General features: G+C 63.0%; 13 protein-coding genes. 12 read left to right on the forward strand and 1 reads right to left on the reverse strand.

The window, feature by feature from the left end; genetic code table 11:
• Positions 1-16: 16 nt before the first annotated feature.
• The 12 genes from SGN16_RS19260 (at position 17) to SGN16_RS19315 (ending at position 14,284) form a co-directional block, all read left to right on the forward strand.
• Positions 17-1,609 (forward strand): Wzz/FepE/Etk N-terminal domain-containing protein, encoded by a 1,593-nt coding sequence (locus tag SGN16_RS19260; protein WP_335944400.1) that lies wholly within the window; start codon positions 17-19, stop codon positions 1,607-1,609.
• Positions 1,606-2,709 carry a glycosyltransferase family 4 protein gene (locus SGN16_RS19265; protein ID WP_335944401.1) on the forward strand — a complete coding sequence of 368 codons (1,104 nt, stop codon included), beginning with the start codon at positions 1,606-1,608 and terminating at the stop codon, positions 2,707-2,709. The genes SGN16_RS19260 and SGN16_RS19265 overlap by 4 nt, the downstream gene beginning before the upstream one ends.
• On the forward strand, positions 2,706-4,076 hold the full coding sequence (locus tag SGN16_RS19270) for an O-antigen ligase family protein (protein ID WP_210639592.1): 1,371 nt from the start codon (positions 2,706-2,708) through the stop codon (positions 4,074-4,076). The genes SGN16_RS19265 and SGN16_RS19270 overlap by 4 nt, the downstream gene beginning before the upstream one ends.
• On the forward strand, positions 4,073-5,029 hold the full coding sequence (locus SGN16_RS19275; RefSeq protein WP_210639593.1) for a glycosyltransferase: 957 nt from the start codon (positions 4,073-4,075) through the stop codon (positions 5,027-5,029). Before SGN16_RS19270 ends, SGN16_RS19275 begins: the two co-directional genes overlap by 4 nt.
• The gene (locus tag SGN16_RS19280; RefSeq protein WP_210639594.1) at positions 5,022-6,158 is read left to right on the forward strand and encodes a glycosyltransferase family 2 protein; all 1,137 of its coding nucleotides are present in this window, start codon (positions 5,022-5,024) and stop codon (positions 6,156-6,158) included. Before SGN16_RS19275 ends, SGN16_RS19280 begins: the two co-directional genes overlap by 8 nt.
• Positions 6,159-6,170: 12 nt before the next feature.
• Entirely contained in the window at positions 6,171-7,175 is a 1,005-nt protein-coding gene (locus SGN16_RS19285) for a polysaccharide deacetylase family protein (RefSeq protein WP_210639595.1), read from the forward strand.
• Positions 7,172-8,476 (forward strand): oligosaccharide flippase family protein, encoded by a 1,305-nt coding sequence (locus SGN16_RS19290; RefSeq protein ID WP_335944402.1) that lies wholly within the window; start codon positions 7,172-7,174, stop codon positions 8,474-8,476. Before SGN16_RS19285 ends, SGN16_RS19290 begins: the two co-directional genes overlap by 4 nt.
• Before the next feature lie 110 nt (positions 8,477-8,586).
• Positions 8,587-10,581, forward strand: a complete 1,995-nt coding sequence (locus SGN16_RS19295; protein WP_335944538.1) for a hypothetical protein — start codon at positions 8,587-8,589, stop codon at positions 10,579-10,581.
• The gene (locus SGN16_RS19300) at positions 10,578-11,267 is read left to right on the forward strand and encodes an N-acetyltransferase (protein WP_210639597.1); all 690 of its coding nucleotides are present in this window, start codon (positions 10,578-10,580) and stop codon (positions 11,265-11,267) included. The genes SGN16_RS19295 and SGN16_RS19300 overlap by 4 nt, the downstream gene beginning before the upstream one ends.
• Positions 11,268-11,272: 5 nt before the next feature.
• On the forward strand, positions 11,273-12,445 hold the full coding sequence (locus SGN16_RS19305; RefSeq protein WP_335944539.1) for a GNAT family N-acetyltransferase: 1,173 nt from the start codon (positions 11,273-11,275) through the stop codon (positions 12,443-12,445).
• Complete coding sequence (locus SGN16_RS19310; RefSeq protein WP_335944403.1) at positions 12,417-13,211, forward strand: ChbG/HpnK family deacetylase; 795 nt, start codon at positions 12,417-12,419, stop codon at positions 13,209-13,211. The genes SGN16_RS19305 and SGN16_RS19310 overlap by 29 nt, the downstream gene beginning before the upstream one ends.
• Positions 13,212-13,342: 131 nt before the next feature.
• Positions 13,343-14,284 (forward strand): alpha/beta hydrolase, encoded by a 942-nt coding sequence (locus tag SGN16_RS19315; protein WP_210639599.1) that lies wholly within the window; start codon positions 13,343-13,345, stop codon positions 14,282-14,284.
• A 222-nt stretch (positions 14,285-14,506) separates the two neighbouring features.
• Here the strand turns inward: SGN16_RS19315 and SGN16_RS19320 are convergent, their stop codons facing one another.
• Positions 14,507-16,249: an ABC transporter substrate-binding protein gene (locus SGN16_RS19320; protein WP_210639600.1), complete on the reverse strand. Its 1,743-nt coding sequence runs from the start codon at positions 16,247-16,249 to the stop codon at positions 14,507-14,509.
• Positions 16,250-16,309 lie beyond the last annotated feature (60 nt).

The raw sequence follows: 16,309 nt of genomic DNA on the forward strand, positions 1-16,309 counted from the left end.
CCTCAGGTGACCTGACATGAACCCCAAGGAAAACTATCTGCATGAGTTCTTCAGGATCTTCTTCGCCAACAAGCAGTGGGTGAAGCGCGTCTTCCTGATCTTCGCCGTGATCGCCCTGGTGCTGCCATTGATGCTCAAGCAGAGCTTCGATATCACCGCCCAGGTGATCGTGCAGTCGAAAAAACTCTCCCAGGGCGACGCCACCACGTCGCTGAACCAGGAAAATGCCACCTTCATTCCACCGTCCCTGGCGGACATGGAGACTGAGAGCAATATCCTGCGCTCGCCGGCGCTGATCCGGCAGACCATCGCCACCCTGCGCGACCAGGGCGAGTACACACCCAGCCCGGGCATCTTCAACAAGTGGGTGAGCGAGCCGTTCAAGCGCTACGTCACCACGCCACTGCGTGAGTACGTGATCAACCCGCTGCGCGATGGCCTGGGGCTGGAGGTCGATCCAGTGCGCGACACGATGCTCGATACGCTGACCGACGAGGCCATCGAAAACCTGAAGATCGAGACCCTGCCCGGCTCCAACGTCATTTCTATCGTCTACAGCTTCGGCGACCCGGCCCAAGGCACTCGGTTCGTGGCGCAACTGCTGCAGAACTACCTCTCCAGCCGCCAGGACCTGCAATCGATCGAGCTGCCACAAGCCTTCTATGAACAGAAGAAAAGCCAATACCAGAATCGTCTCGACGGCCTGGAAGGCACCCGCTTGGCGCTGCTTGAAGGCGTCGGCTCATCCGACCCCAAGGAGGAAATCACCTTCCGCCTGAACGCCATCAACACCGAAGAACAGGCCCTGAACCTGTATCAGGACCGCCTGCTGCAAAGCCAGCGCTGGCTCGATTACCTCAAGACCAGCCTGGCGGCGGCGAACAGCTCGCGGTTCAACGACTACACCTTCCCGTTCACCTTCACCACCACCGTGGACAACATTGCTTTCGAAGACCGGGAGATCAAACAGCTGGGCGAACAACTGACCGGCCAGGTCAGCCGCTACATGAATGACCTGGCGATCTTCCAGCCCGGCAGCGAACCCATGCTGCTGGCCCGGGAACAGATCGTGCGCACGCGCCAGCAATTCCTCAAGGTGGTGAACAACCGGATCCAGGAACGCACCACCGACCTGGCCGTGGTCAGTTCGGTGATCAACCAGAAGGTCGAACGCATCGCGGCGTTCAAGGAGCGCATCCATCAGTTGCAGGAAACCCAGAGCAAGCTGCGGCAGATGGATACCGAGATCAACGCCCTGCATGCGGCGTTCTCCACCTATGCCCAACGGTTCGCCGAAAGCAGCACCGCCCGTTCGCTGGACAACGACTTGTCCAACGCCCGGGTGCTGAGCCCGCCGTTCGAGCCGACCGCCCCGGCCTTTCCCAAACCGATGCTGATTATCGCGTTCGGCCTGTTCAGCGGCATGCTGCTGGCGATCGCCCTGGTCTATGTCCGTGAGTTCTTCGACCATCGCTTCAAGCATCCAGCGCAGATCAGCCAGCAACTGGATGTGCCGGTGCTGTTGGTGATCAACGAGCAGTCCCCCGACCAGGTCAACCCGCACCGCAACTGGAGCCTGCCCAGCCTTGTCCATTGGGTGCGAAATTGAACGCGCCGTTCGGCCCGACCCGCCACAGCAGTCCCCTGTCGATCATTCATTTGCTCGACAGCGGCGGCTTCTACGGGGCCGAGCGGATGTTGCTCGATCATTGCCTGGCCACGCCCGGGCAGCACCAGGTGCTGTTCCTGGCGGCGCCGCCGACCTTGATCACACGCTTTCGCCAGGCCGGGGTCGATTGCCGCCACTGCGCCAGTTGGGCCGAGCTGTTGCAGCACCTGCGCCAACGTCGGGATGAACGTCCGCTGATCAACACCCACAACTTCAAGGGGCTGTTGTTCGGTTGGGCGGCAGCGACGCTGCTGCGCCTGCCGTTGGTGATCACCCAACATGGCTTCACACCGCGCAGCCCCAAGCAACGTTTCTACACCTGGCTGAGCCTGCAACTGTGCCGCACCGCCTCGGTCAAGCGGGTGGTGTGCGTGGCCGAAAGCATCGCCGCACTGCACCGCCGGGCCAGCGTCCGAGCGGAAAAACTCGACGTGATCCCCAACGGCCTGCCCGCGGTCAGCGCGCCGCTGGCCCACCGCGATGACGAGCAGCATTGGCGGGTCGGCTACGTTGGCCGCTTGAGCAGCGAGAAGGGTCCGGACCTGTTCCTCGACGCCATGATCCCGCTGTGCCAGCGCCACTCATCGCTGCATGCGGTGATGCTTGGCGACGGCCCGGAACGCCAGGCCCTGCTCAAGCGCATCACCGAGGCCGGGCTGCCGACGCGCATCGAGCTGCCCGGCTACCAGACCGACATGAACGCCTGGTGGAGCCGCCTCGACGCACTGGTGATCAGCTCACGTACCGAAGGCACGCCAATGATTCTGCTCGAAGCCATGCAGGCCGGGGTGCCGGTGGTGGCATTCGGCGTCGGCGGCATTCCCGATGTGCTGCAGGACCGCCATAACGGCCTGCTCGCCGCGCCGGCCGACAGCACCGAACTGGCCCAGCAGATCGAGACGCTGTTCAGCGAACCACCCCTGGCACGGATCCTGGCCGACAACGCCCGTCGCACCCAACTAGACCGCTACGACCTGCGCACGCTGGCCGAACGCTGGTCGCAGCTTTACATCCGCACGGCACGGGAGGCTCGCCCATGATTGTCCCGCTCTCGATCGTCAGCTTGCTGGGCCTGGTCTGCCTGGCGTTGCTGGCCAGCCCTTATCCGTTCCTCGCACCGGGGGCGGTGCTCGGCCTGGTGGGCGTCGCGGTGCTGTACCGCAAGCCCGGCTGGGGCTTGCTGGGCATCGCCGCGCTGGTGCCGTTCGAAGGCCTGTTCAAGGACAACGCCTTTTCCGGCAGCAAGTTCTTTGGCCTGGCGTTGATCCTGATCCTGATGTTGCAACTGGCCCTGCACCAGATTCCGGGGACGCGCCTGCGCAGCAATATCTGGCGGCCGCTGATCGGCTTCCTGCTGCTGTACGGTCTGAGCCTGCTGCTGTCGGAAAACATGGGCCTGTCCCTGACCCATTTTCGCGAATTGTCGGTGGGGCTGATTCTGTTCGTGATCACCCTGCTGATCGGTCGTGAACTGAACCTGGACCTGTTCTGCCGATTGATGACCCTGAGCGTCGCCACCACCTGCGTGCTGGCGATGTTTTCGGCCAAATACCAGGACCAGGGCCGCGCCTCCGGCCTGCTGGAAGACCCCAACTCCTTTGCCTTGTTGATTGCCTTTACCGTCCCGCTGGCGCTGCTGTTGGTACTGCGCAGCACAAACCTGCTCTACCGGTTGTTCTGGGGCGGCTGTTTCATCTTGCTGCTGGGCGGCATGACCAAGACCGAATCGCGCTCGGGGCTGGTGGTATTGATGCTCAGCCTGATGATCGGCGTGTACCACTATCGCGCGCAGCTGCCACGCATCCGCCCACGGCACCTGGGCTTCGCCATGCTCGGGCTGGCGCTCGTGATCCCCTTGGCAATCGCGGTGATGCCAGCCGGCTACGTGGCCCGCATCCAGTCGTTGAGCATCCTCAGCGCCGGCGCCAACGCCCACCAGGATGAATCCCTGGGCCGGCGTGCCTCGTACATCGTGGTCGGCAGCCAGATGATCCGCGAGAACCCGGTGCTGGGCACAGGCCCGGGCACCTTTCCCCTGCACTACGCGCCCACCGGTTACGCCAAGGCGTTCTCGGCCAATCGCAAGCTGGGAGACCTGTATCGCCGGGCCCATAACACCTATCTGGAAATCTTCAGCGAAATCGGCGTCCCCGGCGGGCTGATGTTCGTCGCCATGCTGGGCCTTGGCCTCTACAACCTGCTACACGCCCGCCAGCTCTGGTTACAACGCCGGGACTGGGCACAGGCCGACCTGCTGACGCACCTGGGCATGAGTTTCCTCTCGCTGGCGCTGTTCCTGATGTTCCTCAGCGCACCGAACCATAAGCTGCTGTGGATCATGCTGGCGCTCACCAGTGTGTTGCGCTACCACGCCGAACAGGCCGTGCCACAGGAGGCGCGTCCATGAGTCGCGTGAGCATTGTGATCCCGATGTACAACGAGGCCCGACACATCGGCCGCACGTTGCTGGCGGCCCGGGAAGCCGCCCGCCAGGCGCAGCTGGAATGCGAGTTGATCGTGGTGGACAACGGTTCCGACGACCATGGCCCGCGCATCGCCAACGAACTGGGTGCGCGGGTGCTGATCGTGCCGGGCGTGCACATCGGTGCCCTGCGCAACCGTGGCGCCGCCGTCGCCCATGGCGAATGGCTTGCGTTCATCGACGCCGACATCGAAATGCCGGTCGATTGGCTCAAGCTGTTGCTGGAACTGCAAGGCCAGGGCGATGTGCTGGGCCTGGACCTGGACACCCCCAAGCAGGCGCCGTGGTTCGCCGAAGCCTGGCAGCGTCGCAGCCAACGTTCGGGCTCGCGCCCGCTACACCGGGTGCAATGGCTGCCCAGCGCCAACCTGTTGTTGCGCCGCTCGTGGTTCGAACGGGTCGGCGGTTTCGACGAAAGCCTGCGCACCGGCGAAGACAAGGACTTCTCCCTGCGCCTGCGTCAGGCCGGCGCGCAGTTATTGCTGGTCAATGAAAGCGTGGCCCTGCATTGGGGCTACGAAGGCAGTTGGCGCGAGTGGATGAGCAAGGAACTCTGGCGCCAGGGCAGTCATGTGCAATTGCTGCGCAGCCACGGCCCGAGCCTGCGCCTGTTGCGTTTCCCGGCGCTGTCGATCGGTGCCTGGACGCTGGATCTCCTCGCGCTCGTCGCCCTGCTCCAGGGGCAACTGCGCCTGGCGTTGCTGCTATTGCTGCTCACCTCGCTGCCGGCCTTGTTCCTCAGCTTGCGCCAGAGCCGGCGTGATCCGCGCCTGACCCTGCAATTGTGGGCCTTGCATGGGGTGCGCCTGCACCTGACCGGCGCCGCGTTACTGCTCAACCTTTGTCATTGGAACGTCGGGAGGCCTGCCCGTGGCTGAATTCATTTACTGGTCCTGCCTGCTGTTGCCGGTGTACGCCTACCTCGGCTACCCCCTGATGTTGAGCCTGCTGGCGCCGTTGTTTCCGATCCGGCGCTACGGGCGAGCATTGCCGATGGACGTCAGCATTGTCATTGCCGCCCACAACGAGGCGCGACACATAGAGGAGAAACTGCGCACGTTGCTCGCCCAGGATTACCCGGCGCACTCACTGCAAATCATCCTCGCCAGCGACGGCTCCACCGACGACACCGTGGCCTGCGCGCGCAAGGTGATCGACCCGCGCATCAGCGTGCTCGACCTGCCGCGCCAGGGCAAGGCTGCCGCCCTCAATACCGGGGTGGCCCACAGCCGTGGCGAGATTCTGGTGTTTACCGATGCCGACAACCAATGGGCTGACGATACCCTCGGGCACCTGCTGGCGCCGCTGGGCGATCCGGAAGTCGGCGCCTGTGCCGGGCACATGGAAATCCCCGTGCCGGGCAAGGGCCTGAGCCTGGGCGACAGCCTGTATCGGCACTATGAAGGCTGGCTGCGTCAAGTTGAAAGCCGCACGGGCTGCATGGTCTCGGCCGACGGCGCGCTGCTGGCGCTGCGCCGGGAGCTGTTCCAGCCAATACCGGCGCAGGTCAATGATGACTTCTTCCTCAGTACCTGCGCACCGGCGGCCGGCAAGTCCATCGTCTATGCGCCACTGGCCCGTGTCACCGACCAGGGCGTGGACGAGGCCGACAAGCAGTTTCGCCGGCGCCAGCGGGTCACCGTCGGCGGCTTGCAAAGCCTGGCCCAGCGCCGCGAGTTACTCAATCCTCTGCGTCACGGGCTCTACGCCATCGGGCTGATCAGCCACAAATTGATCCGTCGCCTGGCGCCGGTGTTGCTGCTGCCGCTACTGGTCAGCAATGCGTGGCTGTGGAACGACCATGGGTTCTACCGCCTGAGCCTGGCCGGGCAACTGCTCGGCTACACCATGGCGCTGGTCGGTCTGCTGGACGCCGGTCATCGCTTGCCCCGGCCCTTTCGCCTGGCCGCGTTCGTGCTGGTGACGCTGGCGGGCATGAGTATCGGCCTGTGGCAATTCCTGCGTGGCCAGCGCTACAGCCAATGGAATCCGGAACAGAACCGCTAAGGGGAATGGCCGATGTCAATCAAACAGGTCTTCAAGCGCACCGGCGGCTGGCTCTACCTGAACACCTCTCTGGGCCGCGGCCCGCTGCGTGGCGCCGGCGTGATCCTGATGTTGCACCGGGTATTGAACAACGACCGCGCCGCCGAACTGCCCCATCGCAACGAATTGTGCGTGGGCCCTGAAGCCTTTGAGCACCTGCTGATCTGGCTGCAACGGTATTTCGAATGCGTACCGCTGATGAGCCTGCTGCTGGCCGACCCGGAAAGCGTGCCGAACCGCCCGCGGGTGGCCCTGACCTTCGATGACGGCTGGCGCGACAACGCCATGAATGCCTTCCCCCTGCTGCGCCAATACCAGGTGCCAGCGAGTATTTTTTTGTCCACCGATTTCATCGGCAGCCGCCAGCACTTCTGGTGGGAGAGCATCGGCGAAACCCTGTGGGGCAGTCACGGTCAAGTGGCGCGGCATTCACTGATCGAGCACTTGCAGCACGTCGGCAGGCCGTTGCCGGTGATGCTCGACGACTTGGACGTCGAGCGGCGCAGCCTGTCACTGCTGCACTACCTGCAAAGCCTCAAGAGCCTCACCCCCGATGTGTTGAGCGACCTCACCCAAACCTGCCCACCCGGCTCCCAGCCCCAGGCCCTGGACTGGTCCCAAGTGCGCATGCTGGAAGACTCCGGGCTGATCCGCTTCGGCCCCCATGGCGCCAGCCACGCGATTCTCACCGAGCTGGACGACCAGCGCCTGCACGAAGAACTGACCCGCAGCCGGACCGCCCTGGAAAACGGCTGCGCCCAGCCACTGCCGGTGTATTGCTACCCCAATGGCGATAACGACGAGCGCGTGCGCAAGTTCGTCGCAGCCCACGGTTATGCGTTCGCCCTGGGTACCGAAACCGGGCTGTATCGCCATGACGGCGACCCGTTGAACCTGCCGCGCTTCGGCGTCAGCCAGCGCAATGCCCAACACCCTGAACTGCTGGCCTGGCGCATTCGCCGAGGGGCACGCCCATGAGCCGTAGTCATTACCTCAAGCACCTGCTGCTGAGCATGGGCACACGCCTGGCGATGATCGGCCTGCGCCTGCTGCGCAACGTCTTGCTGGCCCGGATTCTGGGGCCCAGTGAACGCGGGTTGTTTGCGTTGCTCAGCACCCTGCCCGACCTGATCAGCGCCGCCACCAGCGGCGGCCTGAATTCCGCCGTGGGTTACCAGGCGGCGCAACAACGTTCGATGGGCTTGCTGCTCAGCCAGGTGCTGGTCTTCGGATGCCTGTTGGCCGGGTTGCTGACGGTACTGGTCGTGGCGCTGACGCGCGCATTCGGCGCCAACCTGGACATCACCACACAGTTGGGGTTGCTGGCCTGGTTGCTGTTGCTGGCGGTGCCGTTGACCGTGCTCAAGAGTGGCCTGCTGACGCTGCACAATGCCTCCGGCGGCGTGGGTGCCTTCAATGCCTTGCGGCTGATGGAATCCCTGGCGCCGCTGCTGCTGTTCCTGGCGTTGTTCTGGATGTGGAAGGAGACGGCCCTGGAAGCGGCGCTGATCAGTTGGCTGGCGGGGCTGAGCCTGGTGGTGCTGGCCGGTTGGGTCTGGCTGCGACGCGATCAGGACGTCACCTTGCAATGGGATCGCGCCGGCCAGAACGAGCTGCTGCGCTACGGCGCTCGCAGCCATCCGGACCTGCTGTTCCAGCAGGTGATGCTGCGCTCGGACTACCTGTTCATCGGCGCCCTGCTGGGCAGCACGGCGTTGGGTCACTACGCCATGGCCAGCGCCGCCGCCGAATTGCTGCTGATCGTGCCGGAAGCCGTGACCACACCGCTGATGAAACGCTTGTTGCAACAGGACAGCGACATGCAGCGCCTGACGCCCCTGGCCCTGCGCCTGACCGCCACGGTGATGCTCGGCGCTTGCATGGGCATGGCGCTGATCGGCGAATGGCTGATCGTCACTTTGTTCGGCGTCGCCTACCAACCCGCTTATCCGGCCTTGCTCGCATTGCTGCCGGGGCTGTTCGGGCTCTGCTACGCGAGCATCCTGCGCCTGGACCTGCTGGGCAAAAATCGGCCCGGCGCGGTGTCGCTGCTGATGGGGTTGGGCGCATTGTTGAACCTGGCGCTGAACCTGATCCTGATTCCGCGCTATGGCATCGTCGGGGCCGCCGCCGCTTCTTCCATTGCCTACCTGGGCGTGACCCTGGCGCTGCTGGCGATGTATTGCCGCCTCAGTGGCGTGGCGCTGTGGCAGACGCTGATCATCCTGCCCAGTGATTTGCTGCCGATGCGCCAGATGCTGATGGGGAAATCGGCATGAGTTTCTTCGCCCCTCCATCTGCTATCGCGAGCAGGCCCGCTCCCACAGGGTTTAGCGATGTCACTGTGGGAGCGAGCTTGCTCGCGAAAGTGCTGGGTCGGCTTGCAGTGATGTTGGATGTGACGCCCTCTTCGCGAGCAAGCCCGCTCCCACATATCGCCCTGTGCCTGTGCCTTTGGGGGTTGGCATTTTCAGCCCATGGCGCATCCATGGCCTGGACCGGCATCCGCGACGGCAGCCTGTACCTGCAGACCGCGCGCCCCGACAGTGTGACCGTACGTTGGGTGCCGGCCTGGCAAGCCAACGCCAATTCAGAGTACCTGTACCTGCTCGATGGCCAGGGGCACTTGGTGGGTGAACGCTTGATCAAGGCGGATCAGGAGCGCGGCGAGCAGCAATGGCCGTTGCTACCTGGGGCCGCCAGTTATCGACTGGAGATTCCCGGCTACAGTTTTCGCCGCTACGCCATCGAGCACGATGCCCGCACCCAGGCTTTGTTCGCCCCAGCCAAGGTGCATTTCAGCGCCGAAGCCCACGACGGCGATGAGTTGTACTTCAAGGTAGCGCCCGGCGAACAGGCGGTGCTGGCGGGCAAGTTCCACGGTGGTGTGCACGGCCTGCAAGCCCGGCGCGTCGGCGACGACAAAGAGCTCACGCTGGCCCTCAAGCCGTACCGTGCCTATTGGCAATTCGATCAAGTGGCACTGCCCGTCGCCAACGTCGAGCAAATCTGGCGCCTGCGTTTGCAGGGCAATGGCAAGGTCGCGTTCTGGCTGGACGGCACCGCCAATCTGTTCGCCCAGAACCCGGCTCAGTTACAACCGCTGCGCCAGGACCCGGGACAGGTCCACCTGAGCCTATCCAACAGTGTCCTCGGGCCGACCCCCAAGCTGGGGATTTCCCTGCCCTATGTCATGCCGCCGCCGTCCAGTTATACCGTCATCGAGGCGCTCAAACCCCAGGCGGCGACTTATTACAGCCTGGTGGATATCACCGCCGGCAAACCGGACTATGAAGATCGTTTCCGCCGCTTGTATCAGGATCGCTTCGGCATCACCCGGGACATCACCCTGCTGGCCGGCAGCCAACGCCAGGCCGATCTGCGGGCCGACCGGGTCAGCAATAGTGGTTTGCAGGCCTGGCTCCAATCGACCCGCGCCCTGGGCGGCAAAGGCCTGCACTACCTCAGCTTCGCCGATGAGCCGAACCTCAACTACGCCGACTTCGCCAGCTATCAGCAACTGTTCGAAAGCATGGCCGACCAGGTCCGCGCCGACCCCGCCAACGCCCGCGCCGGGGTACGCATCGCCATACCGGCCAGCTCGCGGTTCACCAACGGCCCCCTGGCCGAAAACGCGGCGGACAAGCGCGGTATCGATTGGGCGCGGCGCTTACTGACCAAATCCGCTGACAAAATCGACGCCCTGGCCTGGCATGAATGGATGATCCGCGATCTGCTGGCTACCCGGGTCTACCGCAACAGCGTGCGCCGGGCCGCCGACCTGGTAGGCCTGGATATCACTGGCCGGCCGCGCAAGGCCTTGTTGCTGGACCAGACCAACATGTCCAGCGGCTCGAGCCTGAGCCCCTACGATCAGGAAACCCACTACGCCGCCCTCTGGTGGACATCCGTGGTGATCAACGCCTCTGCGGACGGCCTGTTGGACATGCTCAACTGGTTCCAGTCCGCCGACGAACCGGAGTACCCCAAGGGCATGGTGCGGGTGCTGGACAACCAGCGCTTCGAGCTCAAGCCGGTGGGCCTGGCCCAGCAATTCATCCAGCAACACTGGCTCGACCAGGTGCTGCGCCTGGACAACGACGCCTTTGAAGTCGACGTCCTGGCCATGGCCACTGACGCCAGGCGCAGCCTGCTGGGCGTGAACAAAAGCACGCGCCCGCAACAGGTCAGCCTCGACGGCGCGCCCTGCCCTCAAGGGCAGGCCGCCCTGGTGTATTTCGGTCCGGACAACCGCAGCCAAAGCGCCCCATTCAATTGCGAGGCCGGGCAAATCCGTTTTCTCCTGCCAGGGGAAACCCTGTTTGCCCTGAGCTGGACTGCATCCTCTTCTCCCCAACCCGCCACCCGTCAGGAGGCACCATGAACGTACTGCAAAAACTGCGTGATCGCATCCAGAAGAAAGGCCTGCGCGCTGTGCTCAAGCAGGTGATACGCCATTACGTGTTTTCCCATTCGCAACTGGTTTGGCTGGAACACGATGTGCGCACCCCACTACCTCCGCATAACCTAAAGCCCTACCCACCGATGCGCCTGGAATTCATCACGACCAGCAATGCCGACGCTTTTGCCCGGCATTTCGGCGACCGCGTCGAAACCATGCGCGAGCTGGCCGCCGAAGGCTACACAGGCTTGATGTACCTGGATGACCAGGGCGACACGGTCGGTTTCGCCTGGGGTAGTACACGAGACTATTTCGACCGCCATTTCTATGGCTGCTCGTTCCCGATCGGCCCCGGCGAGTACTTTCAGTTCGGTGGCGAGATGATCCGCGCCTACTGGGGCTCCTCGATGTCGGCGGACATGCAGTTGGAGGTGTGGAAAGTCATGGCCGCCAAAGGTTGCAATAAAATGGTCGATGTCTGCGATTTGCAAAACATACCAGCGATCAAGATGCATCTGCGCATGGACTTCCAGGAACGCGGCCAGATCACCCACGTGTATCGCCTGTTCGGTCGCTGGCGGTTTTTCCGCGACACGTTTTACAACGGCTCGGTACTGGACGCCTTTCGTAAACCGGCTCGGCCGGTTACATCGACTGCGACGGCCTGATGTCCATGGCGATCCGGTTCCAATGGTGTCGCTCCCTGGGCGCCGAGGACTTTCCTACAACGGCTTATGAACAGCTGCGAACCCAGGTACCCGACGCTACGCCCTTCAACACCCTGGCCTGGCTGCAGGCAGCGGAGTTCGCCCTGCTGCCGGACCAGCAGTTGCAGGTATTGCTGGGCTGGGAGGACCAGACGCTGTGCCTGTGCCTGCCCCTGGTATCGGGCCGTGAACGCATCGGTGGCCTGCGGTTCCGGGTGTTGCATCACTTGGGTTATCCATTGGCCGACCGAATCGCCTTGTTGGTGCACCTGGACGCCGAGGGCATGGGCCAGGCACTGATGCAGATTCGCCAGCACCTGCCCCATGTGCTGTTGCAATTGAACGAAGTGGTCGAGCCGGTAGGTGAAGAAAGCGTCCTCAGTGCCTGGATGGCGCTAAGCTCCACTGGAGAGCGACGGCTCAGTTGTCGGGTGCCGGTACATTTGATCAGCGACAGCGACCGCCAGGAAATTTCTGGCGACCCACGCTACAAGTTGCGCCGGGCACGCAAGCGGATCGCCGCCTGCGGTGCGCAGATTCGCCGGGTGACACCCGACGCCATCAGCATCGGCCTGCTGTTGCACGAGCTGGCCGAAGTCGAGGCGGCCAGTTGGAAAGGCGAAGAAGGCGTGGGTATCTTCGCCGATCCCAGGCGTCGGCAATGGATGAACCACGCCTTCACCGCCCTCGCCGCCCAGGGGCTGGTGCGAGTGGTGATGTTGGAACTGGACGGGCGCTGTATCAGTTACCGCCTCGGCCTGCTGGATCAGGGGCGGCTGTACGATTACAACCTGGCGTTCCTGCCGCAGCACGCCGACCTGGGCAGCGGTCGGGTACTGCTCGAAGAGTGGATTCGCTGGGGGCTGGACGAAAACTGGCGCTGGATCGATGCATCGCGGGTCAGCCTCGAAAACTCTAGCCATCAGCTACACGAACGCATGACTGGCCAACTGGAACACTGGCGCTGGAGCTTTTACTCATGGCAGCCCGCAGGCCTGATCCTGGGAGTTGCCTTGCGGCTATGGAAAAGCCTCAAGCCATGGCTTCGCCAGCGCCCAGGCGCGCAAGCCACGGCGTCGGTTTCACCCACCCCCAGCCAGGAGAACACGCATGCCTCGCCAAGTGATCGTCAACGCTGACGACTTCGGGCTCAGCCTCAGCGAAAATGCGCTGATCCTGCGGGCCTTCGAGGCAGGCTTGATCAGCTCCGCCACGGCCATGGCCAACATGCCGGGCTTCGAGCAGGCGTGTGAACTGGCCCGGCACCCGCTGCTCAACGGCCACATAGGCCTGCACTTCAATCTCAGCTACGGCCCGCCACTGAGTGAGGCGATCGCATTACGAAAAGTGTTTTGCGGCACCAATGGCGAGTTCGACCTGAACCTGTCGCGTTACTGCCTGCGCCTCGGTTCGAAGGACTTGGCGGCCGTGGAAGACGAACTCCAAGCGCAATGGCAGCGCTGCCTCGACCACGGCTTGCGGCCAAGCCACCTCGACTCCCATCAACACGTGCACAACATCTGGCCGATCGGAGAACTGGTGGCCCGCTTCGCCGCCCGTCAAGGCGTTCCCATACGACTGGCACGCAACCTGGGGGCGAACCTGAACCTGCCCAAGCGCCTTTTCAAGACCCTGCTCAACCGTCGCATGCACCGCCTGTGCGGCGCCACCGCTGACTACGTCTGCACGCCGGCCGACCTGGACCACGCCGCACCACCGGAGCGTGGCTCGCTTGAGGTCATCGTTCATCCGCTGGAACTGGACGGGGATTTTGGCGATGCCAGCCTGATCCTGGGGGGCTCCCTGACTCAGGTGTTGAACAAGCGCCTGGCGGGCGTGCCCAAAGTGGCGTACGGCGGGATGGTGCCAGTGTTGACGCTGGCCGAATACTGGGATGTACAGTAATTGATCTTGTGCCGGGGAGCTTGCTCCCTTGTCACGGCTGCAGGCAAAACCCCACGCCCCTGCAAAATCCCTCCACCTTTCGAGCGAATCTGATAAAAAGCATCTTCCGTCTAAAGTAGCGAATTGCGTCGATGTCTTCGTCTCTTCTGTCCCGCCTTGGGCGGCGTTGGCTGGCTTTGCTCTGCATGACCACAATGGTGGTCGGGCTACCGGTGGGCTGCGCGGTGTTGCAGCATAAGGAGCGGGAGCTAGTCTTTCGGATCGAGCCGGGAACGGCGACCTGGTTCAATGGCTTGCCCAGCACTGTGCAAGAGTTCGACCTCAGGCCAAAAAGCTTCAAGGCCGGAGAAAACATCCACGGCTGGTGGTGGCCGGCCGAACGCAAGAACGCGCCGGCGATTCTGTACTTGCATGGTGTGCGCTGGAATTTGACTGGGCAGTTATTTCGTATCCAGCAGTTGCGGGCCCTGGGCTTTTCGGTGCTGGCGATCGACTACCGTGGCTTTGGCAAGAGCCACGGGGAGCTACCGTCGGAAGCCAGCGTCTACGAAGACGCACGCATCGCCTGGAAGCGTCTTGAAGTGCTGCAACCGGACCCGGCCCGGCGACTGATCTACGGCCACTCCCTGGGCGGCGCCGTGGCCGTGGACCTTGCGGCGGAACTGGGTCAAAAGGCCGCCAAAGACGGCAGCGCAGTCCCAGCCCGAGGCTTGGTCATCGAATCCACGTTCACGTCCCTGGGCGACGTCGCAACCGCCATGGCGAACACCTCCCTGCCGGTGCGCTGGTTGCTGTCGCAGAAGTTCGACTCCATCGACAAAATCGGCGAGATCAACATGCCGTTGCTGGTGGTGCACGGCTCGGCCGATCGCTACGTACCGCCGCGCTTCAGCGAGCAACTGTTCAACGCCGCCCAGGAGCCCAAGCACCTGTTGCTGGTGCCTGGCGCCACCCACAACAACAGCATGAGCCTGGCGGGCAAAAACTACCGGCAGGCATTGGATGCCCTGATGAAAAGCTCACCTTCGCCCGTGGCTGGAAACGCCTTGGCCAGCCCGGCCAAGGCGGGCTGATCACTCTCCCTCCAGATCGCCGCTCCTGTGGTGGCGCTGTGTCTAAGTCTTTGGCCCACCCCTTCAAATCTAAACATACAAGCGAGCTTGCTCGCGATAGCGTCAGCCCAGTCAACTCGATACAAGCTGACCCTGCGCTATCGCGAGCAAGCTCGCTCCCACAGTTTCGAAACAGAAAAAAACGGCACCTCTCGGTGCCGTTCATTCATTGCCGATGCCGTTTTATTTGCGTGCTGCCTCCCACGACTTCAACAGCTCGGTGTAGCTCACTGTTTCGCCTTTAGGCTTCTCGTTCGCCAGTTTCGGCTTCGGTGCACCCGGTTGGTCGAACCAGTATTGCGCGTCGCGCTCGGGGTTCATTTTCGGAGCGCAGGTGGCTTGGGCCTTGGAGCGTTCCAGACGCGTCATGATCGCGTCCTGATCCTTGGCCAAACCGTCGAGCGCCTGTTGCGGAGTTTTCTCGCCGCTGGCAGCTTCGGCGATGTGGCTCCACCACAGCTGGGCCAGGCGCGGGTAGTCCGGCACGTTGGTCCCGGTCGGAGTCCATTGCACGCGGGCCGGGCTGCGGTAGAACTCCACCAGGCCACCGAGTTTCGGCGCCAGCTCGGTCATCGCCTGGGAGTTGATGTCCGACTCACGAATCGGCGTCAGGCCAACGATGGTCTTCTTCAGCGACACGGTCTTGGACGTCACGAACTGCGCATAGAGCCAGGCCGCGAGTTTCTGTTTCTCAGGCGTGGACTTCATGAATGTCCAGGAACCCACGTCCTGATACCCCAGCTTCATGCCCTCCTCCCAATACGGACCGCGTGGCGAAGGCGCCATGCGCCATTTCGGCGTGCCATCGGCGTTCACCACCGGCAGGCCCGGCTTGGTCATGTCGGCGGTAAACGCGGTGTACCAGAAAATCTGCTGGGCGATATTGCCTTGGGACGGTACCGGACCTGATTCGGAGAAGGTCATGCCCGCCGCTTCCGGTGGCGCGTACTTCTTCAGCCAGTCCACGTACTTGGTGGTGGCAAACACCGCCGCCGGCCCGTTGGTATCGCCGCCACGGGTCACGCTGGAACCGACCGGATGGCAGTCTTCGACGCGAATACCCCACTCGTCCACCGGCAGACCATTGGGCAGGCCCTTGTCGCCGCCGCCAGCCATGGAGAACCAGGCATCGGTGAAGCGCCAGCCCAGGGACGGGTCTTTCTTGCCATAGTCCATGTGGCCGTAGACGCGTTTGCCGTCGATCTCCTTGACGTCTTCGGAGAAGAACTTGGCAATGTCCTCATAGGCCGACCAGTTCACCGGTACACCCAGCTCGTAGCCGTATTTCTCCTTGAACTTGGCCTTCAGCTCCGGGCGCTCGAACCAGTCGGCTCGGAACCAGTACAAGTTGGCGAATTGTTGGTCGGGCAGTTGATAGATCTTGCCGTCCGGCGCGGTGGTGAAGGAGATGCCGATGAAGTCCTTGATATCCAGGGTCGGCGAGGTGAAATTCTTGCCTTCGTTGGCCATCAGGTCGGTGATCGACTCGGTCTTGCCGTAGCGAAAGTGCGTACCGATCAGGTCCGAGTCGTTGACCCAGCCGTCATAGATGTTCTTGTCCGACTGCATCACCGTCTGCATCTTCTCCACCACATCGCCTTCTTGCAGAAGGTCATGGGTCAACTGGATCCCGGTGATTTCGGTGAAGGCCTTGGCCAGTACCTTGGACTCGTATTCGTGAGTGGTGAGGGTTTCCGACACCACGTTGATCTTCATACCGCGAAACGGCTCGGATGCCTTGATGAACCATTTGAGTTCTTCAAGCTGCTGGGCTTCCGTCAGGGTCGACGGCTTGAACTCACTGCCGATCCATTTTTTAGCGGCGTCTTCATAGGCGTCGGCCCAGGCCGCAGCACTTAGCCCGCTGAGTGCCAGCATGGCTGCCAATGAAACGCTATGTCGCAGCTTATTGTTTTTATTGAACATAGAGACCTCCTGTTTGGGTTTAAGAGCCTGATCGGCGAACGTTCGCCGTGGCCTGTACGG

The sequence above is a fragment of the Pseudomonas sp. G166 genome (genome assembly GCF_037027455.2).
Taxonomy (GTDB): domain Bacteria; phylum Pseudomonadota; class Gammaproteobacteria; order Pseudomonadales; family Pseudomonadaceae; genus Aquipseudomonas.